We start from the raw sequence: 21,501 nt of genomic DNA, 5'->3' as shown, positions 1-21,501 counted from the left end.
CTTTTCGGGGAGTAACTTACAAAACCATAGAAGTTACAATCATAATCCATCCGAAAAGTTGGAAAAATAAGGGCAATTTCGTTTCGGGAGCCACATACACCATAGCCATAGCAGGAATCAACCGTATGGTAATTTCACTATAGTTAATCAATGGCGTACTACCGGCTTTGGCTATCCAACTACGAAAAAGCAAAGGTCGTATGAACATGATTCCTCCGGCCAAAAAGAAAACAATAGCAAACAGAATGACAATACCTTTTGCAACTACCAAAATCATACATACTAAATTAAATCTCTAATTTTCCTCTGAATCCTCTGGCAGCATAATAAGACTCTGCTCCGTTGTGATAAATAAATACTCTACCAAATCGATTATCGCCAAAAATAGCTCCTCCTTTTTCCCTAATTGAAATGGGTGTGGACAACCAGCTCGAAGTTTTCAAATCAAATGAAGCGAACGCTTGCAATTCTGTATAATCTTGCTCAGTCAGTAATTCTATTTTCATTTGTTGACACATCAACTCAACACTTGCCTTGGGCTTATTTTCTTTTCTAGAATGCCATGCTGCTTCATCATAACACAAACTTCTTCTACCAACGGGACTTTCTTTAGAACAATCACAATAGAATAAGGTGTTCGGATTGCTTTTAAAAAAAACCACATCCGGTTCGCCTCCACTCACCTCCATTTGATACAATACTTCCAATTTATCCGGTTGACCCAGCAACTTTGCTTTTACGTCATTCCAAGATACACCACTATGCAGATGTTGATTTAAAATGAATCGTTCTTCCAAAACGGATATAAATGAGGTTCGTGCTGATTCAGTCATTATAGTAAATAAATGAAGTTATTTTTTGTGACAACTACACTCATGATGCTCTTCCAAATACGCAATCGAATCGCGACACATGGCTTCTAAAACGGAAATATCAATATCCGAAAGTCTTTTGATATAAATACACGCTTTTCCCATTTTATATTTCCCAAAGTTATCCAACAAATGTTTGTTGTCCTCTCTGGGAGAGTAAACATACAACGAAAATTCAGCCTTTCGAGGAGAAAAACCAAGCATAGGAGCATCACCTTCGTGACCGCTGGCATATTTGTAATGGTAACTGCCAAAACCGATGATAGTTGGTCCCCACATATAAGGTTCAAAACCGGACCATTCCCTCATCAATTCGATAAGCCGAAAACTATCGTCCTTTTTTTGGTCATTCTCTACAAATGAATGAATAAAATCGGTTACACTAACTTGGGTTGCTGTAGTTTTATTGGTTGCCATAAAGAAGTCTTTAATCAAAGATAAAAAATTAAAACGTTTGTAATCTATTCGTTTCTTATTATTTCCGATTTAACAAAAAACTTCTTCCGAAACCAAAAAGCTAAATTCACCAACGCAATCAAAGCCGGTACCTCCACCAACGGACCAATAACTCCCGCAAAGGCTTGTCCGCTATTGATGCCAAAAACACCTATAGCCACCGCAATAGCTAACTCAAAATTATTACCGGTTGCTGTAAAAGCAATGGAGGTAGCTTTGGAATAATCGGCTCCAAAATATTTTCCAATGAAAAAACTGATTACAAACATCACCGCAAAATAAATCACCAACGGAATCGCTATTCGCACCACATCCAAAGGAATGTGAACAATTAACTCGCCTTTCAAACTAAACATCAAGACAATCGTAAACAACAAAGCAATCAACGTGATAGGTGAAATAATCGGAACATAATTTGTTTGAAACCAGTCTTCTCCTTTTATCTTAATCAATACATACCGACTCAAAAAGCCCAACGCAAACGGAATACCCAAATAAATCCCAACACTCTCCGCTATTTGTCCGATGCGAATATCAATAATGGAACCTTCAAACCCAAAATAGGGTGGCAAAACCGTGATAAAAAGATAGGCGTAAACACTATACAACAACACTTGAAAAATACTATTTAATGCAATCAAACCGGCGGCGTATTCTCGGTTTCCATCGGCTAAATCATTCCAAACGACTACCATGGCAATGCATCGAGCTAATCCAATCAAAATAACGCCTATCATGTATTCGGGATAACCGTTTAAAAAAAGCAAGGCTAAGAAAAACATCAAAATAGGACCAATTACCCAATTCAACAGTAAAGAAGCTCCCAAAACTTTTGTATTCTGAAATACTTCGCCCATTTTACTGTAATTCACCTTAGCCAAAGGCGGATACATCATCAAAATTAATCCGATAGCTAAAGGAATATTGGTCGTTCCCGAAGAAAAAGAATGGATAAATCCGGAAGATTCGGGAATAAAATACCCTATTCCAACTCCAATTAACATCGACAAAAATATCCAAAGGGTTAAATAGCGGTCTAAAAAACTTAATTTCTTTCGGTTTGCAACAGGAAAACAATCGGTAGCTGACATATTATTTTTTGATTTGAGAAAAGACAAAATAGAGTTCACTCGCAATTTGCAAACTGCGTTCGGCATATTTTTCATTCATGAGTTCGGTTCCGTCATAAGCTTTTGGATCATCGTATTTGATGGGAAAACGGGCTTCTGCTCCCAAAACCAACGGGCAACCTTCATCGGCATTGTTGCAAGTCATAATCGCTCCAAACTTACTTTTCGGATTGAAATCATCAAAATAGGCTTTGGAAAAACAAATAATCGGATGCTGATTTTCATCGAATTTGACCGCATAAACCGGATTTTCAGTTTCACTCAATTGTTGAATATCAAATCCTTGATGCACTAATGTTTCGGCTACTTTGGGAAACATCGCCGTAGCTTGCGTTCCACCGGAATAACAAAAAACATTTTTAATTCCAAAATGAAACGCCATTGTTTGTGCCCAAATTTGCGACAAATGACTTCTCCGGGAATTGTGGGTACAAATAAAATTCAATCGGATTTCGTCGTTACGATTCACTTTGTTTTGAAGGTAATCTACTAAAGGTTGCAAAACTGCTTTTCGTTCGTTTGGAACAGCCATTTTAGCAATAGATTCGATTGTATTCGATAAATTTTCAAACATATTATCGTTTTTTATAATGACAAAAAATAAAATTCTGAACCGTATCAAATGGCGTTTGATGGTCTTCGGTTAAACAATTTTCCAATTCAAAATTATCTCCAAAAACCGCTTCCATTTTTTCAACTGAATATTGTGTAATAGGCAGACCACTGCATTTTAATGGACCCTCTTCCGAGAATGTTCCAATGATAACCTGTGCGTGTTCATGGGTATTTGCAATTACATTTTTTTTGTATTGCTCAATATCATTTACTGCTGTAAAAAAATGAAATGAAGCCCGATCATGCCATACGTCAAAAGGATCATCCGATTGAAAATGCAAACTGTCAGAAACCACATAAGTGACATTTTTCCCTTTCTCTCCTAATCGATTTTTCGCCCGTTCAATGGCAGTTGCTGATATATCAAGTAAAGTTAAATTGGTGTAACCCAACTCCAATAAATAATCAATCAAATAACTATCGCCACCACCAACATCAATGATTCTGGCGGCTTTGGACACTTTACATGCTTGTATGAATTGAAGAGAAGTGATGGGTTTGGTCTGATACCAACTTACTTCTGTTTCTTTTTTGGTAGAAAATACGTTTTCCCAATGTTGTTTTTTTTCTGTCATGTTCATTACTTAACCACTAAGCACACAAAGAAGGCACTAAGTTCACAAAAGATTTATTTTTAATTTTTTTGATTGTTTTTATTCTTTCGATTCTTTTGATTCTTAATTTAACAACAACCCGAATTAGGTGTACAACTAGCAGTAGCTTTTGGCTTCCACTCACCTATTTTTACTTTTAATTTTTCGGGCGGAATACCACATTTGTCTTTCGCTAAACAATCGGTAAGTTTAGAAGTCAATAAAAAATTGGTTCCGTCAAAATCCAAATCAAATTTACCAATGGTGGCTGCCATTTGGTATTCCACCTCAATGGCTGCATCGGGCAGATTTAATTTTTTTTCGGATAATTCAATAATATGTAACAGTTTCTCAGGGTGTAAACGATGATCGTAATCATTCGCTTCCCAAAGTTGAAAATTAACAACTTCCTCTGTGCGAACCGTTCCGCCACAATCAATAAAATGTTTGGTCACTTTTCCCACTTCCGTTACATGAAAATGGCTGGGTACTAAATCGCCGTTTGGCAATTGAAAAGCGATGGTGGCTAATTTTTGTAAGGCTATTTTAATTTCTGATAGTTTCATTTTTTTAAGTAATTAGTGATTAGTAATTAGTGATTGGCTAACAACACTTATTCTTCAACTTTTGACGAATCGCACCAAAATGATGTTCGATTTTAGCAATCGTTTCCGGATTAAGACAATAGCAAATGGCAGTTCCTTCAATCGTTCCTTTGATAATATGGGCATTTTTGAGTTCTTTTAAATGCTGTGAAACCGTTGGCTGGGCCAAAGGCAAAACCTCAACAATATCGCCACAAATACAGGTGTCAACCGTCAGTAAATAATCAACAATCGCAATCCGTGCCGGATGTGAAAGTGCTTTAAATAAGGTAGCCATTTCATTCTGCTCCACCGAAAAAGAATCTAATTTTGATGCTCCCATGTTCTTTCAATTATTATATTGCAATATTACGATATAACAATACAATAAACAAGTTTTTTAATGAAAAACAGTACTTTACATAAAATCATCATATCGTAGCTATGGCAGAACAGTTTGAAAGTTTAAAAGTAAAACTGCCAATACACAAAAAATCCAATCAAAACCGTATAGGCCAGAAGATTCAGAGTTACCAAACCAATGTCCCATTTTGCCCAATTGGATTGCCGAAATAATTTAAAAGTAAAGTACCAAAAAGGAATAATCAACAACGCTAACAAATAAGGCAAATAAGACGTCAAAGTAACCGTCCATCGAGAAGCATCCTGATAAGGCGATGGAAAATAAAAAATCGACATGTTCGTAACCAACACAAACATGTAATACGTAAACAGCAATCCCAATAAAATCAACCCTAAAGGTAAGAATCGATACTGACGTATTGCTTGTTTGACTACCATTTGCACCAAGAAAAACAAAGCCGTTACAAAAAACAAGCCACCAAAACCAACCAGCATCAAACCAATTTTCATATTATTTTGCGGAATCTGATAGGCTGCCAACTGCTTAAATGCTTTATTGGGCGGAAATAATTCGTGTAAAGAAATCAAACGATCGCCTTTGGCCAATTCGGTTTTTAAATCTTACGAGATTGAATGTTCGAAATCATGATAAAAATACAATTGAAAGGTAAGGTCATTCAAATTCCAATTGGAGGTTAAGAGCGTTCCATCGCCAATTTTGGGTCTGGAAACGTGCATCGCTTTGGATAATTCACGGCAATAAGCAAATGAAGCTTCGTATTCTTTTTCAATAAACTCCACACCATTTCGGTACCTGTCCATGCGAAAAGCTTTTTCTTTATTGGTAATAGACGGACAAAAATTGGCAATCACATACGTGGGTTCGTTGCCAATGGTCAATTGATAAGGTTCTACAATTAGATATTTTCCGGTGGAATCTACATAAATAAAAACATCTTCAATAAAATAACTGTGGTCGTATTGGCTGTAAAAAGCCTTAACCTCTTCAACGGTTTTACAGCGTTTTAAGATTTCTTTTAAAAAATTGGTGGGCTCTGTAATCGGTTTTTTATTTCCTGTAGTTTTTTGAAACGGATGATACGAAGCCAATCGCTCAAAAGCCAAACCTACTTCATTCATGCCGGTTTGCGGGGCATAACCATATTTTCCATCCCACCGCGAACCGGTGAATGCCGCACCATAGGTATCTGTTGTTTTAGCCGTTTCAAACCACAAATGAGGTGTTAATCGCCAGGCATCTTCATTACTGCCAAAAAATGTTTTACCGTTTTTGGTGATTTTATAACCGCTGCAGGCGTAAATATTGGGCAACGATATGAAGAGACAAAAAGATAATATGAAAATTTTAAACATTGATAGCATGGCCTATTTATAAAATTTAATTTTAAAAATATAAATTAATAACAATTGACTCATACTATTGATAATAAATTCTAAAAACGTCATTTAGATAAACTTATTATGAATTGACAATAATGCAAAACAAAAAATCCAACTCTGTTAAAAGTTGGATTACATAGGTTATCTGATCTTAATTTTATGAAAGTGGCAAAAACACCTCCGCCATCATACAGCGGGCACTTCCGCCTCCGCAGGCTTCAATGGTATCCAAATTGGCGTGTAAAATTTCGCAGTGTTGTTCAATTTTATGAATTTGAACTTTTGTTAAACTCTGGTAAGCAGAATTGCTCATCACCAAATAGCGTTTGTCATCTTTGCCTTTTACCTGCAGCATGTTTCCGGCAAAGTTGTTCACCTGGTCTTCGGTTACTAAAATAATGTCTTTTCCGTCAGCTTTTAGATTATCTAACACCATTTTACGTTCTTGTTTGTCGTCAATGCAATCGGCACAAATTACGGCAAACGTTTCGGCAATGCACATCATCACGTTGGTATGGTACATGTGTTTGCGTTCGCCGTTTACGGTTTGATAGGCTTCAAATATCACGGGAGCCAAATCAAAATCTTCACAAAACTCGATGAATAATTCTTCATCCGCACGAGGCGAAAGAGCACAATAGGCTTTTCCGTTATCGCGATCTAAGACAATACTGCCGGTGCCTTCCAAAAAGAAGCCGTCTTCTTCGGCAGAAGTATAATCCATGATTTCATTGATGGCAAATCCTTTGTCTTCCAAAATATCTAAAATATCTTCCCGACGTTCTGCTCTTCGGTTTTCGGCAAACATAGGATATAATGTTACATCACCGTTCTCGTGAAAGGAAATCCAGTTATTGGGAAAAATACTGTCGGGTGTGTCCGGGTCAAGCGTATCTTCTACCACAATTACGTTTACGCCTACTTTGCGTAGTTTTTCTACAAAAGCATCAAACTCATTTTGAGCCTTGGCGTTTACGGTTGAAGGAGTGGTGTTTTCTAACACTTTTTGGTAATAATTATTTACAGCCGTTTGCTCGTTCATACGGAACGCAACGGGTCGAATCATTAAGATGGAATTGGTGGTTTGGTTCATAATTTTTTTGTTTCAGGTTTCAAGTTTCAGGTTGCTTAGTGCTAAAAACCTGTTATTATTTATCTCTTACTAATGGAAGTGTTGAACATCTTAAAAGTCCTTCCTGCTTGGCTATTTCGGCATATGGGATTTCTTCTACAGTGAAACCATTTTCGCGAAGCCAATGGTTTAAGCGGGTGAAATTCTTTTCAGAAACTACCACATCCGGTGCAATAGAAAACACATTGGAATTCATATGGTACATTTCATCACGGGTGATGTGAAACAAATTTTCTTTCCCGAAAAGGTTTACTAAATATACATAATCGGCTTCTTCACGGAAACCACTTTTGTAGATGATTCCTTTATTGGTACCAACGGGCTGAAAGCAACAATCCAGATGCAAGGCGTTGTCTCTTGCTTCCAATTTGGATTTGACTAAGTCAAATTCTTTTACTTTTTTATGTGGAAATAATTGCTTGATGTATTCTACACCCTGCATATTCGTGCGAGCTGTAATGTAATCTTTGTAATCGGAGCCTTTGTAAGTGCCAATGAAAATATAATCGTTCCACAACATGACATCTCCCCCTTCGATGTGTACTTCCTCCGGTGGACGAACTACTTTTTTAGGGTCGATATGATCAATAACATACTGAATAGCATCCAATTCTTTTTCTCTATCAGGTAAAATATTGGCCTTAATAAAAATATCATCTATCACAAAACCAATATCACGACTAAAAATTTGATTGTAATTAGGAATAATATCCGGTCTAAAGACTTCAACATCATACTTTTTAAACACTTGATTAAACGCTTCCATTTCGTTAATCATATCGGCTTCAACAGGATAGGTCCCTGCTAGGATATGCTCAAGTGATTTTGGGTCATAGGCTTCTTCGGCGGTAGGTGTTGGACCGTTATTAACTGCGGTTCCTAACACCACGGCCCTCAATCGGGAAGTTTCATTTTGTATATTTAGTGGTAGCATAAACGTGGCTTTTGACTTTTTACAAAGATAAAAAAAGGGTTTCCAAAAGCAATGTTTTTGAATCATTAATAATTTTAATAACTAATTAATATTAATTCAATAAAAAAGCCTTCTAAAAAGAAGGCTTTATCAAAGTATAATTGAAATTATCTCTTATCCATGGGAACAAAATCACGTAACGGATAACCTACATACACTTGACGAGGTCTACCAATAGGTTCCTTATTCACTCGCATTTCTTTCCATTGTGCAATCCAACCCGGCAAACGACCAATAGCAAACATAACCGTAAACATTTCGGTTGGGATACCTAGGGCACGATAAATAATTCCGGAATAGAAATCTACATTTGGATATAAGTTTCTTGCTTTGAAGTATTCGTCTTCTAAGGCAACTTTTTCCAATTGTTTAGCGATATCTAATAAAGGATCGTCTACACCAAGAGCCGTTAAAACATCATCGGCTGCTTTTTTAATAATAGTAGCTCGTGGGTCGAAGTTTTTGTACACTCTGTGTCCGAATCCCATAAGACGGAACGGATCATCTTTGTCTTTTGCTTTAAGAACGTATTTAGCAACATCTCCACCATTTTTGTGAATCTCTTCCAACATTTCCAATACTGCTTGATTGGCTCCCCCGTGTAACGGTCCCCAAAGTGCAGAAACTCCTGAAGCGATTGAAGCGAATAATCCGGCATGAGATGAACCTACTATACGCACAGTTGATGTAGAACAATTTTGTTCGTGATCGGCATGAAGTATGAATAACTTATCTAATGCCTGAACAACAATTGGGTCAATTTTGTAGGGCCCTGTTGGAAGTTCATACATTAAATGCATAAAATTCTCCACATAACCTTTAGTATTATCGTAATAATTTAAAGGATAACCCATTGATTTTCTAAAAGTCCATGTTGCAATAACCAAGAATTTACCCATGGTTTTACAAACGGCTTCATACATTTCTTTTTCATTATGCGGATTAACCGATTTTGGATTAAATGCGGTTAATGCACTCGTAAGCGAAGCTAAAACTCCCATCGGATGGGCTGTTTTAGGGAAACCATCGATGATGTTTTTCATTTCTTCGTTTACCAATGTATATTTGCGAATATCATTTTCAAACTTTTCCAATTGAGCTTTGGTAGGTAATTCTCCAAAAATCAATAAATAGGAAACTTCTAGGAAATTTGCTTTATCGGCCAAATCTTCGATTGAGTACCCTCTATAACGAAGTATACCTTCTTCTCCATCCAAAAAAGTGATTTCGCTTTTACAGGAACCGGAATTTTTGTAGCCCGGATCAAGTGTAATTGCACCGGTTAAGGCACGTAATTGTTCGATATCGATAGCAGCTTCATTTTCACTTCCAACAATCACCGGAAATTCATACTCCTTACCATCGAATTTTAATATTGCAGTTTTTGACATGATTTTGTATGTAATTTGTATATATAAACAATGTTTAATGCGAAATTACGGAATTTTGCAAGAATGTTAAAATTTTATCTCTATCGTTTTCGTTAAATTTAGTATAAAATTGCTAATTTTATATATATACCCATTAAATAAAAAAAACTTTTCAAAGCACATACTTTGAAAAGTTTTGTAATCTGAAAAGGAAAGGCCTTTATTTTTGCTTGAAAGCTTTTTCACCCGGGAAGTAAGCCACATTTCCTAACTCTTCTTCAATACGTAACAATTGATTGTATTTTGCCATACGATCGGAACGCGAAGCAGAACCGGTTTTGATTTGACCACAGTTTAAGGCCACCGCTAAATCAGCAATAGTATTGTCTTCTGTTTCTCCGGAACGATGCGACATTACAGAGGTATAACCAGCATTGTGAGCCATGTTTACTGCTGCAATTGTTTCTGTTAACGTACCAATTTGATTTACTTTTACCAAAATAGAATTGGCAATTCCTTTATCAATTCCGGTTTTTAAACGTTGTACATTGGTAACAAATAAATCGTCACCAACCAATTGTACTTTATCCCCAATTAAATCAGTTAAATATTTCCAACCCTCCCAATCATCTTCATACATTCCATCTTCAATGGAAACAATTGGATATTTAGCGGCTAATTCAGCTAAATATTCAGCTTGTTCAGCGGATGTCCTTATTTTTCCGGATTCACCTTCAAATTTTTTGTAATCGTAATTTCCGTTAACGTAAAACTCAGAAGCGGCACAATCTAAAGCAATTTTTACATCTTGCCCAAAAGAATAACCAGCATTTTCAACCGCTAATTTTATTGAATCCAAAGCATCTTCTGTGCCACCGGCTAAGTTAGGAGCAAAACCACCCTCGTCACCCACCGCCGTTGACAAATGACGATCGTGCAATACTTTTTTCAAGTTGTGAAAAATCTCCGTTCCCATTTGCATGGCATGAGTAAAACTGTTCGCTTTTACAGGCATAATCATAAATTCCTGAAACGCAATCGGAGCGTCTGAATGTGAACCCCCATTAATAATGTTCATCATTGGAACTGGTAAAGTGTTAGCTGAAACACCTCCAACATAACGGTATAAAGGCATTCCTAATTCGTTAGCCGCTGCTTTTGCAACAGCCAAAGAAACACCAAGAATTGCATTTGCACCCAAGTTTGATTTGTTGGGTGTTCCATCCAATTCAATCATGGTTTTGTCAATCTGATTTTGTTCAAAAACAGATGTTCCTACGATTTCGTTTGCAATTACTGTATTTACATTTTCAACCGCTTTTAAAACTCCTTTACCCATGAAAGCTTTTCCACCATCACGAAGTTCAACGGCTTCGTGCTCACCGGTTGAAGCTCCTGAAGGAACGGCAGCTCTTCCTAAAATTCCGTTTTCAGTGATAACATCTACTTCAACGGTTGGATTTCCTCTGGAATCAAGAATTTGTCTTGCGTGTACTTTGATAATAATACTCATGATACTGTTTATTTATTATTTTTTGTTACTTTTTTTTGTATGATACACAAATTTAAGGATTCTAAATTTGGATTTTTATATATTTTGAGAAAGTTATAAACGCAAACGATTTAGTAAAAAAAGACCCAATAGTTGAAAAACTATCGGGTTCTTTAGGCTATATCTCTTTTCGTTTCGCTTTTTGAATATTTGATACAAAATCATCAAATAAATAGGATGAATCGTGTGGTCCGGGACTTGCTTCCGGATGGTATTGAACTGAGAAACAGTTTTTAGATTTCATTCGCATACCGGCTACGGTATTATCATTTAAGTGAACGTGTGTAATTTCCATATCGGGATGTTTTTCCAACTCTTCACGCACGACCGCAAAACCATGATTTTGGGAAGTAATTTCACCTTTACCTGTTAGCAAATTCTTTACCGGATGGTTAATTCCTCGATGTCCATTGAACATTTTGTAAGTTGAAATTCCGTTGGCCAAACCAATGACTTGATGCCCAAGACAAATGCCAAAAAGAGGTTGATTTTCTGCTATAATTTGTTGAGCTACTTCGATAGCTCCGGAAAGCGGTTCCGGGTCACCGGGTCCATTGGATAAAAAATAACCGTCGGGATTGAAACTTTTTAAATCGGTATAAGAAGCGTTGTATGGAAATACTTTAATATAGCAATCTCTCTTTGCTAAATTGCGTAGGATATTGGTTTTAATTCCTAAATCGAGGGCTGCTATTTTGTAGGTTGCCTTTTCATTTCCGAAAAAATAAGGTTCTTTTGTTGAGACTTTAGATGCCAACTCCAAACCTTTCATATTAGGAACATGCTCTAATTGTTTTTTCAACTCAGATACAGCAGTGCCATCGGTACAGATTACAGCATTCTGAGCTCCATATTCCCGAATATAACTCACTAAAGCTCTGGTATCTACATCGGAAATAGCAATTAGATTTTGTTTTTCAAAATAATCATATAAGCTTTCGGCTGCGTCATCTCTGGAATAATTGAAACTAAAATTTTTGCATACCAATCCGGCAATTTTTATAGAATCGGATTCTACCTCATTGGTATTTACACCGTAATTACCAATGTGTGCATTGGTAGCTACCATGATTTGCCCAAAATATGAGGGGTCTGTAAAAATTTCTTGGTATCCTGTCATACCGGTATTGAAACACACCTCGCCAAAGGTTGTTCCGCTAATTCCGATAGATTTTCCATGAAAAATGGTGCCATCTGCTAGTAAAAGAATGGCTGGTTTTCTTGTTGTGTAGTTCATTGTTGTGTGTTGTTTTGCAAATTTAGTTTAATTTCTGAATTTGGGAAAGTTTTTTTCTGAGGTTCTGAGTTTAACCTCCCCCCGACCCCATCCAAAGGAGGGGGGATACGAGATGGATATTGGTGGCGTATAATTTTAATTGCTAACTTTTTATGGTTTATTTTTTAGCCCCGATTGCAGCGGTATCCTTTTGTGTAGTTTACGGAACAAAAGAAATAGCGGAAAGCGGGAAAATGGTTTCCTGTAAAAGCCCGAGCCAATCGCTTCTGAAACTGAAATAAATTTAGCTTTAATCAAAAAAAAAGGACAAACTCGAAAGTTTATCCTTTTTTGGTATTGTATACTGCATTTCATTATTCAGCAGCTTCGGCATTTTCAGTTGATTCAGCAGCTGGAGCTTCCGGTGCTTTAGCTTCTGGAGCAGTAACTTCTGCTTTTTTAGCTTTACCACCACGACGGCTTTTTGCTTTTTTCTCTTCTTTTTTACCACCGTTGTATAATTCGTTGAAATCAACTAACTCGATCATAGCCATATCAGCGTTATCACCCAAACGGTTACCTAACTTGATGATACGAGTATATCCACCCGGACGGTCACCTACTTTTGCAGCTACTTCTCTAAAAAGTTCTGTAACGGCATATTTATTTCTCAAGTAAGTAAACACGATACGTCTGTTGTGAGTAGTGTCTTCTTTTGACTTGGTAACCAATGGCTCAACAAATTGTTTTAGAGCTTTGGCTTTAGCAACAGTTGTATTAATTCGTTTGTGCTCAATTAGAGAACAAGCCATATTAGCCAACATAGATTTTCTATGTCCAGACTGTCTGCTTAAATGATTTACTTTTTTTCCGTGTCTCATGACGTTTTTTTTAAACCTTCATCTTGCGTCTATCCGCTTTGGAGAGCAAAATATGAAGTAAATTTATTCTTTATCTAATTTATATTTTGACAAATCCATTCCGAAATGTAAGTTTTTAATGGCTACAAGCTCATCAAGTTCGGTCAATGACTTCTTACCGAAATTACGGAATTTCATTAGGTCGTTTTTATTAAATGATACTAAATCACCTAAAGTTTCAACTTCTGCCGCTTTCAAACAATTTAATGCTCTTACAGATAAATCCATGTCAACAAGCTTTGTTTTAAGCAATTGTCTCATGTGTAAAGATTCTTCATCATACGATTCTGTTTGAGCAATTTCATCAGCCTCAAGAGTAATTCTTTCATCAGAGAACAACATAAAGTGGTGAATTAAAACTTTTGCAGCTTCGGTTAAAGCATCTTTAGGATTAATAGAACCATCCGTTTTGATTTCGAAAACTAATTTTTCGTAATCGGTTTTTTGCTCAACACGGAAGTTTTCGATTGCATATTTTACATTTTTAATAGGTGTAAAAATAGAATCCGTAAAAATAGTTCCAATGGCTGCATTTTGTTTTTTGTTCTCTTCAGCAGGAACATAACCTCTACCTTTTTCAATAGTTAACTCAAGATTTAAGTTTACTTTTGAATCCAAGTTACAGATAACAAGTTCAGGATTTAAGACTTGGAAACCAGAGATGAATTTTTGGAAATCACCTGCCGTTATTTGCTCTTTTCCTGACAATGAAATAGTTACTGTTTCGTTATCAACGTCTTCAATTTGACGTTTAAAACGAACTTGTTTAAGGTTAAGAATTATTTCGGTTACATCTTCAACTACGCCAGAGATGGTAGAAAATTCGTGATCTACCCCTTCGATACGTACAGATGTTATTGCATATCCTTCAAGAGCGGATAGCAAAACTCTTCTTAAAGCGTTACCAACAGTCAATCCATATCCGGGTTCTAAAGGTCTGAATTCAAACTTACCTTCAAAATCGGTTGAATCGATCATGATAACTTTATCGGGCTTTTGAAAATTAAATATTGCCATAATTACGACTACTGTCAATTATTATTTGTTGTATAACTCAACGATTAATTGTTCTTTGATGTTTTCCGGAATTTGCAAACGTTGAGGAACGCTTACAAAAGTACCTTCTTTAGTGTCATTATTCCAAGTAATCCACTCGTAAACTTTACTAGAGTTTGCTAAAGAACTGTTGATAGCTTCTACAGATTTAGATTTTTCACGAACTGCAACTTTATCACCTGGTTTTAAGTGATAAGAAGGAATATTAACGATTTCACCATTTACAGTAATATGTCTGTGACCCACAATTTGTCTAGCTGCTCTTCTAGATGGAGCAATACCCATTCTAAAAACAACATTATCTAAACGTGCTTCACACAACTGTAAAAGGATTTCACCGGTAACACCTTTAGATGCTGCCGCTTTTTCAAATAAGTTTCTGAATTGTTTTTCTAGAATTCCGTAAGTGTACTTTGCTTTTTGCTTTTCCATTAACTGAACTGCATATTCAGATTTTTTACCTCTTCTTTTAGCCAAACCGTGTTGTCCTGGAGGGTAATTTCTTTTTTCGAAGGCTTTGTCTTCTCCGAATATAGCTTCGCCAAATTTACGAGCTATTTTAGTTTTTGGACCAGTATATCTTGCCATTTTAAATTGATTTAAGGTAGTGATTATGAATTCAGGTCAAATCCTTCGATAATCAGTATCTACCTTGGTTATACTTAATTAAATATAGTAATTTGGAAAATCCAAATTAAACTCTTCTTCTTTTAGGAGGTCTACATCCGTTGTGTGGCATTGGAGTAACGTCAATAATTTCGGTAACTTCAATTCCACCATTGTGAATAGAACGGATTGCAGACTCACGTCCGTTTCCTGGTCCTTTCACATAAACTTTAACTTTTTTAAGACCTGCTTCTAGTGCAACTTTAGAACAATCTTCTGCAGCCATTTGAGCCGCATAAGGAGTATTCTTTTTAGATCCTCTAAAACCCATTTTACCGGCAGAGGACCATGAAATTACTTCACCTTTTTTGTTGGTAAGTGAAATAATGATATTGTTGAAAGTTGCATTAATATGAGCTTCTCCTGTTGATTCAACGATAACTTTACGTTTTTTTGTTGTTGTCTTAGCCATATTACTTATTATTTAGTTGCTTTTTTCTTGTTAGCAACAGTTTTTCTTTTACCTTTTCTAGTTCTAGAGTTATTCTTAGTTCTTTGTCCTCTTAAAGGAAGACCAGCTCTGTGACGAATACCTCTGTAACAACCAATGTCCATAAGACGTTTGATGTGTAATGATACTTCAGAACGCAACTCTCCTTCTATTTTATAGTAGGAAACAGCGTCACGAATAGCACCAATTTCATCATCATTCCAGTCTTGAACTTTTTTGTCTTGACTAACTTGAGCTTTTTCTAAAATCTCAATAGCTCTGCTTTTACCGATACCGAAGATATAGGTTAAAGCAATAACTCCTCTTTTGTTTTTAGGTATATCTACCCCTGCAATTCTTGCCATAATTATCCTTGTCTTTGTTTAAATCTAGGATTCTTTTTGTTAATAACGTACAATCTGCCTTTTCTGCGTACAATAATACACTCGGCACTTCTTTTCTTTACTGATGCTCTAACTTTCATTTGAAATAGCTTTAATATCTATAAGTAATTCTTGCTTTTGTCAAATCGTATGGACTCATTTCCAATTTTACTTTATCTCCGGGTAACAATTTAATATAATGCATACGCATTTTACCAGAGATGTGGGCAATTACGACATGACCATTTTCTAATTCTACACGGAACATCGCATTTGATAATGCTTCAATGATAGATCCGTCTTGTTCTATTGCTGATTGTTTTGCCATAAAAATTAAGCTACTGCTTTTCTATTTTTACCACTTTTCATTAAACCATCGTAATGTCTGTTCAACAAATAGGAATTAATTTGTTGCATTGTATCGATAGCCACACCAACCATAATCAATAATGATGTTCCTCCGAAAAACATTCCCCAGTTTTGTTGAACCCCCATAAGATTAACTACAACTGCCGGAAAAACGGCAATTAATGCTAAAAATATAGAACCTGGAAATGTTATTAAAGACATCACTTTATCTAGGAAATCTGAGGTTTCAACTCCGGGTCTAATACCGGGAATAAAACCACCACTTCTTTTTAAATCATCTGCCATTTTATTGGTTGGAACTGTAATTGCGGTGTAAAAATAAGTAAAAACTATGATTAACAAAGCAAAAACTAAATTATACCAAAGACCAAACATGTCGCTAAAGGCTCCTGTTACAGACTGAGCTGTTTCGGAGCTTGATAAACCAGCAACGGCAGCAGGTATAAACATGATAGCTTGAGCAAAAATAATTGGCATTACTCCAGATGCATTAAGCTTTAAAGGGATAAACTGTCTGTTTCCTCCCATCATATCTTGCTCAAAATCACCTCCAGCAGTTCTTCTTGCGTATTGAACCGGTATTTTTCTAACGGCCATTACCAATAAAATACTTGCAATGATAACCAATAACCAAAGTATAATTTCGAATACCAGTAACACAGGACCTCCTTGATCTTTTGAAACAGTTGAAACAAATTCCTGAAGGAACGCTTCCGGTAATCTTGCAATAATACCAACCATGATAAGAAGAGAAATTCCGTTTCCGATTCCTTTATCTGTAATTTTTTCACCCAGCCACATTGCAAAAATGGTTCCGGTAACTAAAATAACTACAGCTGAGAATAAGAATGAGAAAGAATTAAATCCTAACAAAAAAGCTTCTGATGGTAAGGTTCTGTACAAGTTATAAATATAACCTGGACCTTGTACTAATGTAATAGCAATAGTTAACCAACGTGTAATCTGATTGATTTTTTTTCTTCCACTCTCTCCGTCTTTTTGCAGTTTTTGTAAATAAGGTACTGCAATACCCATTAATTGAACCACGATAGACGCAGAAATATAAGGCATAATTCCCAAAGCAAAAACAGAGGCTTGTGAAAAGGCTCCACCAGTAAACATATCTAGTAAACCTCCAATACCTTGTTCTGTTTGAGAAGAAAGACCTTCTAATTTTGTGGCATCTATACCTGGTAAAGTTACTTGTGCACCAAAACGGTATACAAGAAGTAATCCTAAAGTAACTAAAATTCTATTTTTTAGTTCTTCGATTTTCCAAACGTTTGCGAGTGATTCAAAAAATTTCTTCATACTGTTAGTAAATTATAAAGTTACAGCTTCACCTCCTGCAGCTTCGATAGCGGCTTTTGCAGTAGCAGTGAATTTGTGAGCGGTTACTTTTAATTTGGCTTTCAATTCGCCTCTACCTAGTACTTTAACCAATTCTGATTTTGTAGCTAAACGGTTTTCTACCAATACTGCAAAATCTACAGTATCAGTAACTATACCATTATCCACAAGAGCTTGTAAAGTATCAAGATTTACACCTTGATAATCTACACGATTGATATTTTTGAATCCAAACTTAGGTACACGTCTTTGAAGTGGCATTTGCCCTCCTTCAAAACCAATCTTTTTAGAATAACCGGAACGAGACTTTGCTCCTTTGTGACCACGTGCAGCGGTACCACCTTTACCAGAACCTTCTCCTCTACCTAATCTTTTATTTTGATTGTGTGTTGAACCTTCAGCTGGTTGTAAGTTACTTAAATTCATTTTGAATAATATTATTTAGATTCTTCTACAGAAACTAAGTGTTTAACTTTATTTACCATACCAAGGATAGCCGATGTATTATCGTGCTCTACTACTTGTCCTAATCTTTTAAGACCCAAAGCAACCAAAGTTCTCTTTTGTGTAAGAGGACAGTTGATTTGACTTTTTACTTGTTTTACTAAAATTTTTGACATAATTTCCTTGTATATTAACCTTTGAATACTTTCTCTAAAGAAATTCCTCTTTGTTTGGCAACTGTATGAGCACTTCTCATTTGAAGTAATGCATCAAAAGTAGCTTTCACCACGTTGTGTGGGTTTGAAGAACCTTGAGATTTTGACAATACATCGTGAATACCTACCGATTCAAGTACTGAACGAACAGCACCACCGGCAATAACTCCTGTACCATGAGATGCAGGCATTAAGAAAACACGAGCACCACCAAATTTACCTTTTTGTTCGTGAGGAACAGACTGACCACTTAAAGGAATTCTCACCAAATTTTTCTTAGCATCTTCTACTGCTTTTGCAATAGCTTCAGAAACATCTTTAGATTTTCCTAATCCGTGACCCACTACTCCGTTTTCATCACCAACAACAACAATAGCAGAAAAACCAAAGGCTCTACCTCCTTTTGTTACTTTGGTAACACGATTTACACTTACCAAACGATCTTTCAATTCAAGACCGCTAGGTTTTACTAACTCTACATTTTTGTATTTACTATACATAATTTCTTAGAATTTAAGTCCGGCAGCTCTCGCTCCTTCAGCTAATGATTTAATACGTCCGTGATATAAATAACCTCCTCTATCGAAAGTTACGGTATCAATACCGGCTTTTAATGCTTTTTCAGCAACCAATTTACCTACTGCTTGAGCAACTTCAACATTTGTACCTTTTGCATCTACATCTTTGTCTCTAGATGATGCGGCTAATAAAGTTACTCCGTTTAAGTCATCTATCAATTGTGCATAGATTTCTTTGTTGCTTCTAAATACAGAAAGTCTTGGTTTTGTAGCAGTTCCGCTTACAATCTTTCTGATTCTGAACTTAATTCTCTGTCTTCTCTCAGATTTTGTTAATGACATAATCTTAATTTTTAAGCTGATTTACCTGCTTTTCTTCTTAATACTTCACCTACGAACTTAACACCTTTTCCTTTGTAAGGTTCTGGCTTACGGAAACCTCTAATTTTAGCGGCTACTTGACCTAAAAGTTGTCTATCGTGTGAGGTTAGTTTCACAATGGGGTTTTTACCTTTTTCAGAAATAGTTTCCAATTTAACTTCTGGAGCAATTTCTAAAACAATGTTATGAGAAAAACCTAGAGCCAAGTCTAATTTTTGACCTTGATTTGATGCTCTGTAACCCACACCTACTAACTCTAATTCTTTTGTAAAACCGGTTGAAACACCTGTTATCATGTTACTGATTAAGGCTCTGTACAAACCGTGTTTTGCTCTATGATCTTTGTGATCAGATGATCTTTCAACAATAACCTGACCATCTTCAACTTTAACAGTAACATCGGAATATTCCTGAGTGAGTTGACCTAATTTTCCTTTAGCTGTAACCACACCTTCATTAACTTCTAGAGTTACACCGGCTGGAATTACAATGGGATTTTTACCTATTCTTGACATCGTTCAGTCTTTTTTTTAGTATACGTAACAAATTACTTCTCCACCTACATTCAATTGTTTAGCTTGTTTACCAGTCATAAGACCTTTAGAAGTTGAAACAATTGCAATACCTAAACCGTTGAGGATTCTAGGAAGTTCAGAAGAACCTGCATATTTACGTAAACCCGGTTTACTAATTCTTTGGATATCTCTAATTACAGGCTCTTTAGTAACTTTATCGTACTTAAGAGCAATTTTAATTGTACCTTGAACGGTAGAATCTTCAAATTTGTAACTCAAGATATATCCTTGATCGAATAAAATCTTTGTGATTTCTTTTTTAAGATTAGAAGCAGGAATTTCAACCACTTTGTGATTCGCCTTCACTGCGTTTCTAACTCTTGTTAGATAATCTGCAATAGGATCTGTATACATATGTATGAATTTGCGGTAACGGTTTTCAAGTGAAACTATTTCAAATGAACCTGAAACCAATTAAAAATTTGTTTTTACCAACTAGCTTTTTTAACTCCAGGAATTAAACCTTGGTTTGCCATTTCACGAAAGGTAACACGTGATATACCGAATTGACGCATATATCCGCGTGGTCTTCCGGTTAATTTACAACGATTATGTAAACGTACAGGTGAAGCGTTTCTAGGTAATTTTTGTAATGCTTCGTAATCTCCAGCTTCTAATAAAGCCTTTCTTTTCTCTGCATATTTTTCAACTACTCTTTGTCTTTTCACCTCACGGGCTTTCATTGATTCTTTAGCCATAATTAATTCTTTTTAAAAGGTAAACCTAATTCTGCTAGTAATGATTTTGCTTCTTTATCGGTTTTGGCAGTGGTTACAAATGTAATATCCATACCTGATATTTTGTTTACTTTATCAATATCAATTTCAGGGAAAATGATTTGTTCCAAAATACCTAAGTTGTAGTTACCTCTACCGTCAAAACCTGTAGCTTTGATACCATTAAAATCTCTTACACGTGGCAAAGATGAAGTTATTAGACGATCTAAAAACTCATACATTCTTTCACCTCTTAAAGTAACTTTGGCACCAATTGGCATTCCTTTTCTAAGTTTAAAGGAAGCAACGTCCTTTTTAGAAATGGTTGCTAAAGCTTTTTGACCGGTAATTTTTGTCAACTCATCTACTGCATAATCAACTAATTTCTTATCTGATACAGCAGCACCAACACCTCGGCTAATTACGATTTTTTCCAATTTTGGAACTTGCATAACATTTTTATAACCGAATTCTTCTTTCAAAGCAGGAATTACTCTACTTTTATATTCTTCTTTTAGTCTAGGTATATAAGCCATCACTATAATACTTGATTAGATTTTTTTGAAAATCTTACTTTTTTATCACCTTCGATTTTAAAACCAACTTTAGTCGCCTTTTTTGATTTAGGATCGATTAAAGATAAATTTGAAACTTGAATAGGTGCTTCTTTTTTCACAATACCACCTTGAGGGTTTTTTGCACTTGGTTTTGTATGAACAGAAACCATGTTTACACCTTCAACGATAGCTTTATTTGCATCAATGAATACACGTAAAACTTTACCTTCAGATCCTTTGTGATCACCGGCAATAACTCTTACTACGTCTCCTGATTTAATTTTTAATTTTGTCATCATTAATCGAATTAAAGCACCTCTGGTGCTAATGATACAATTTTCATGAATTGTTTTTCACGAAGTTCTCTGGCAACCGGACCAAAAACGCGAGTTCCTCTCATTTCTCCAGCAGCATTCAACAATACGCAAGCGTTATCATCGAATCTGATGTAAGAACCATCGGCTCTTCTCACTTCTTTTTTGGTACGTACAACTACTGCAGTAGAAACCGCTCCTTTTTTTACGTTACCGTTTGGAGTGGCATCTTTGATAGATACTACAATTTTATCTCCAACAGAGGCATAACGACGTTTCGTTCCTCCTAAAACACGGATAGTCAAAACTTCTTTGGCTCCTGTGTTATCTGCTACTTTTAATCTTGATTC

At 35.9% G+C, this 21,501-nt stretch carries 33 protein-coding genes; all 33 read right to left on the bottom strand.

Translation table 11 applies throughout. The annotated features are described in order from the left end of the window. Positions 1–16: 16 nt before the first annotated feature. Positions 17–277 carry a hypothetical protein gene (locus tag V7M80_RS08395; protein WP_333695428.1) on the bottom strand — a complete coding sequence of 87 codons (261 nt, stop codon included), beginning with the start codon at positions 275–277 and terminating at the stop codon, positions 17–19. Positions 278–287: 10 nt separating this feature from the next. Then, the gene (locus V7M80_RS08390) at positions 288–833 is read right to left on the bottom strand and encodes a DUF4256 domain-containing protein (RefSeq protein ID WP_333695427.1); all 546 of its coding nucleotides are present in this window, start codon (positions 831–833) and stop codon (positions 288–290) included. 18 nt (positions 834–851) lie between these two features. After that, positions 852–1,289, bottom strand: coding sequence for a DUF1801 domain-containing protein (locus tag V7M80_RS08385; RefSeq protein WP_333695425.1), 438 nt, complete (start codon positions 1,287–1,289; stop codon positions 852–854). A 44-nt stretch (positions 1,290–1,333) separates the two neighbouring features. After that, entirely contained in the window at positions 1,334–2,419 is a 1,086-nt protein-coding gene (gene arsB, locus V7M80_RS08380) for an ACR3 family arsenite efflux transporter (RefSeq protein WP_333695423.1), read from the bottom strand. A gap of 1 nt (position 2,420) precedes the next feature. Further along, positions 2,421–3,032 carry an arsenate-mycothiol transferase ArsC gene (locus tag V7M80_RS08375; RefSeq protein ID WP_333695421.1) on the bottom strand — a complete coding sequence of 204 codons (612 nt, stop codon included), beginning with the start codon at positions 3,030–3,032 and terminating at the stop codon, positions 2,421–2,423. Between the two features lies 1 nt (position 3,033). Further along, positions 3,034–3,648 carry a class I SAM-dependent methyltransferase gene (locus V7M80_RS08370; protein ID WP_333695420.1) on the bottom strand — a complete coding sequence of 205 codons (615 nt, stop codon included), beginning with the start codon at positions 3,646–3,648 and terminating at the stop codon, positions 3,034–3,036. A gap of 107 nt (positions 3,649–3,755) precedes the next feature. Continuing rightward, complete coding sequence (locus V7M80_RS08365) at positions 3,756–4,232, bottom strand: DUF6428 family protein (RefSeq protein WP_333695419.1); 477 nt, start codon at positions 4,230–4,232, stop codon at positions 3,756–3,758. 37 nt (positions 4,233–4,269) lie between these two features. Further along, positions 4,270–4,593, bottom strand: coding sequence for an ArsR/SmtB family transcription factor (locus V7M80_RS08360; RefSeq protein WP_333695418.1), 324 nt, complete (start codon positions 4,591–4,593; stop codon positions 4,270–4,272). 122 nt (positions 4,594–4,715) lie between these two features. Then, complete coding sequence (locus V7M80_RS08355; RefSeq protein ID WP_333695417.1) at positions 4,716–5,219, bottom strand: hypothetical protein; 504 nt, start codon at positions 5,217–5,219, stop codon at positions 4,716–4,718. Positions 5,220–5,234: 15 nt separating this feature from the next. Beyond that, positions 5,235–5,987, bottom strand: a complete 753-nt coding sequence (locus V7M80_RS08350; protein WP_333695416.1) for a hypothetical protein — start codon at positions 5,985–5,987, stop codon at positions 5,235–5,237. Positions 5,988–6,171: 184 nt separating this feature from the next. Then, positions 6,172–7,107 carry a citrulline utilization hydrolase CtlX gene (gene ctlX, locus V7M80_RS08345; protein WP_333695415.1) on the bottom strand — a complete coding sequence of 312 codons (936 nt, stop codon included), beginning with the start codon at positions 7,105–7,107 and terminating at the stop codon, positions 6,172–6,174. Between the two features lie 55 nt (positions 7,108–7,162). Next, on the bottom strand, positions 7,163–8,080 hold the full coding sequence (locus V7M80_RS08340) for a dimethylarginine dimethylaminohydrolase family protein (protein WP_333695414.1): 918 nt from the start codon (positions 8,078–8,080) through the stop codon (positions 7,163–7,165). A gap of 146 nt (positions 8,081–8,226) precedes the next feature. Continuing rightward, positions 8,227–9,510 (bottom strand): citrate synthase, encoded by a 1,284-nt coding sequence (locus V7M80_RS08335; protein WP_333695412.1) that lies wholly within the window; start codon positions 9,508–9,510, stop codon positions 8,227–8,229. Between the two features lie 199 nt (positions 9,511–9,709). After that, positions 9,710–11,002 (bottom strand): phosphopyruvate hydratase, encoded by a 1,293-nt coding sequence (eno, locus tag V7M80_RS08330; protein ID WP_333695411.1) that lies wholly within the window; start codon positions 11,000–11,002, stop codon positions 9,710–9,712. A gap of 157 nt (positions 11,003–11,159) precedes the next feature. Then, entirely contained in the window at positions 11,160–12,278 is a 1,119-nt protein-coding gene (gene carA, locus V7M80_RS08325; RefSeq protein WP_333695410.1) for a glutamine-hydrolyzing carbamoyl-phosphate synthase small subunit, read from the bottom strand. 353 nt (positions 12,279–12,631) lie between these two features. Then, positions 12,632–13,138, bottom strand: a complete 507-nt coding sequence (gene rplQ, locus V7M80_RS08320; RefSeq protein ID WP_333695409.1) for a 50S ribosomal protein L17 — start codon at positions 13,136–13,138, stop codon at positions 12,632–12,634. Positions 13,139–13,201: 63 nt separating this feature from the next. Next, complete coding sequence (locus V7M80_RS08315) at positions 13,202–14,194, bottom strand: DNA-directed RNA polymerase subunit alpha (protein WP_333695408.1); 993 nt, start codon at positions 14,192–14,194, stop codon at positions 13,202–13,204. Between the two features lie 21 nt (positions 14,195–14,215). Beyond that, positions 14,216–14,821 carry a 30S ribosomal protein S4 gene (gene rpsD, locus V7M80_RS08310; RefSeq protein WP_333695406.1) on the bottom strand — a complete coding sequence of 202 codons (606 nt, stop codon included), beginning with the start codon at positions 14,819–14,821 and terminating at the stop codon, positions 14,216–14,218. Positions 14,822–14,927: 106 nt separating this feature from the next. Next, positions 14,928–15,311 (bottom strand): 30S ribosomal protein S11, encoded by a 384-nt coding sequence (gene rpsK / locus V7M80_RS08305; protein WP_129463101.1) that lies wholly within the window; start codon positions 15,309–15,311, stop codon positions 14,928–14,930. An 8-nt stretch (positions 15,312–15,319) separates the two neighbouring features. Further along, positions 15,320–15,694 (bottom strand): 30S ribosomal protein S13, encoded by a 375-nt coding sequence (gene rpsM, locus V7M80_RS08300; protein ID WP_169523137.1) that lies wholly within the window; start codon positions 15,692–15,694, stop codon positions 15,320–15,322. Positions 15,695–15,696: 2 nt separating this feature from the next. Beyond that, positions 15,697–15,813 (bottom strand): type B 50S ribosomal protein L36, encoded by a 117-nt coding sequence (ykgO, locus tag V7M80_RS08295; protein WP_002987490.1) that lies wholly within the window; start codon positions 15,811–15,813, stop codon positions 15,697–15,699. 11 nt (positions 15,814–15,824) lie between these two features. Beyond that, positions 15,825–16,040: a translation initiation factor IF-1 gene (gene infA, locus V7M80_RS08290; protein ID WP_112086714.1), complete on the bottom strand. Its 216-nt coding sequence runs from the start codon at positions 16,038–16,040 to the stop codon at positions 15,825–15,827. A 5-nt stretch (positions 16,041–16,045) separates the two neighbouring features. After that, entirely contained in the window at positions 16,046–17,392 is a 1,347-nt protein-coding gene (secY, locus tag V7M80_RS08285) for a preprotein translocase subunit SecY (RefSeq protein ID WP_333695390.1), read from the bottom strand. 12 nt (positions 17,393–17,404) lie between these two features. After that, the gene (gene rplO, locus V7M80_RS08280) at positions 17,405–17,857 is read right to left on the bottom strand and encodes a 50S ribosomal protein L15 (protein ID WP_333695389.1); all 453 of its coding nucleotides are present in this window, start codon (positions 17,855–17,857) and stop codon (positions 17,405–17,407) included. Positions 17,858–17,868: 11 nt separating this feature from the next. After that, a complete protein-coding gene (gene rpmD, locus V7M80_RS08275; RefSeq protein ID WP_333695388.1) occupies positions 17,869–18,051 on the bottom strand; it encodes a 50S ribosomal protein L30 in 183 nt (60 codons plus the stop codon). A 14-nt stretch (positions 18,052–18,065) separates the two neighbouring features. Continuing rightward, positions 18,066–18,590: a 30S ribosomal protein S5 gene (gene rpsE, locus V7M80_RS08270; protein WP_333695386.1), complete on the bottom strand. Its 525-nt coding sequence runs from the start codon at positions 18,588–18,590 to the stop codon at positions 18,066–18,068. Positions 18,591–18,596: 6 nt separating this feature from the next. Beyond that, positions 18,597–18,950: a 50S ribosomal protein L18 gene (gene rplR, locus V7M80_RS08265; protein WP_333695384.1), complete on the bottom strand. Its 354-nt coding sequence runs from the start codon at positions 18,948–18,950 to the stop codon at positions 18,597–18,599. 11 nt (positions 18,951–18,961) lie between these two features. Further along, a complete protein-coding gene (gene rplF / locus V7M80_RS08260) occupies positions 18,962–19,504 on the bottom strand; it encodes a 50S ribosomal protein L6 (RefSeq protein WP_333695382.1) in 543 nt (180 codons plus the stop codon). Positions 19,505–19,519: 15 nt separating this feature from the next. After that, positions 19,520–19,918, bottom strand: a complete 399-nt coding sequence (gene rpsH, locus V7M80_RS08255) for a 30S ribosomal protein S8 (RefSeq protein WP_333695381.1) — start codon at positions 19,916–19,918, stop codon at positions 19,520–19,522. A 74-nt stretch (positions 19,919–19,992) separates the two neighbouring features. After that, the gene (gene rpsN, locus V7M80_RS08250; protein WP_171222655.1) at positions 19,993–20,262 is read right to left on the bottom strand and encodes a 30S ribosomal protein S14; all 270 of its coding nucleotides are present in this window, start codon (positions 20,260–20,262) and stop codon (positions 19,993–19,995) included. 2 nt (positions 20,263–20,264) lie between these two features. Beyond that, positions 20,265–20,816 (bottom strand): 50S ribosomal protein L5, encoded by a 552-nt coding sequence (gene rplE, locus V7M80_RS08245; protein ID WP_333695378.1) that lies wholly within the window; start codon positions 20,814–20,816, stop codon positions 20,265–20,267. A gap of 2 nt (positions 20,817–20,818) precedes the next feature. Next, complete coding sequence (gene rplX, locus V7M80_RS08240; RefSeq protein ID WP_333695481.1) at positions 20,819–21,133, bottom strand: 50S ribosomal protein L24; 315 nt, start codon at positions 21,131–21,133, stop codon at positions 20,819–20,821. 11 nt (positions 21,134–21,144) lie between these two features. Beyond that, positions 21,145–21,501, bottom strand: a 357-nt coding sequence (gene rplN / locus V7M80_RS08235) for a 50S ribosomal protein L14 (RefSeq protein ID WP_333695377.1), incomplete at its 5' end; no start/stop codon positions are given.

Source organism: Flavobacterium sp. (assembly GCF_036759525.1).
GTDB lineage: Bacteria > Bacteroidota > Bacteroidia > Flavobacteriales > Flavobacteriaceae > Flavobacterium.
The sequence above is the reverse complement of the archived record's forward strand: the minus strand, read 5'-3'. Positions and strand labels throughout refer to the sequence as shown.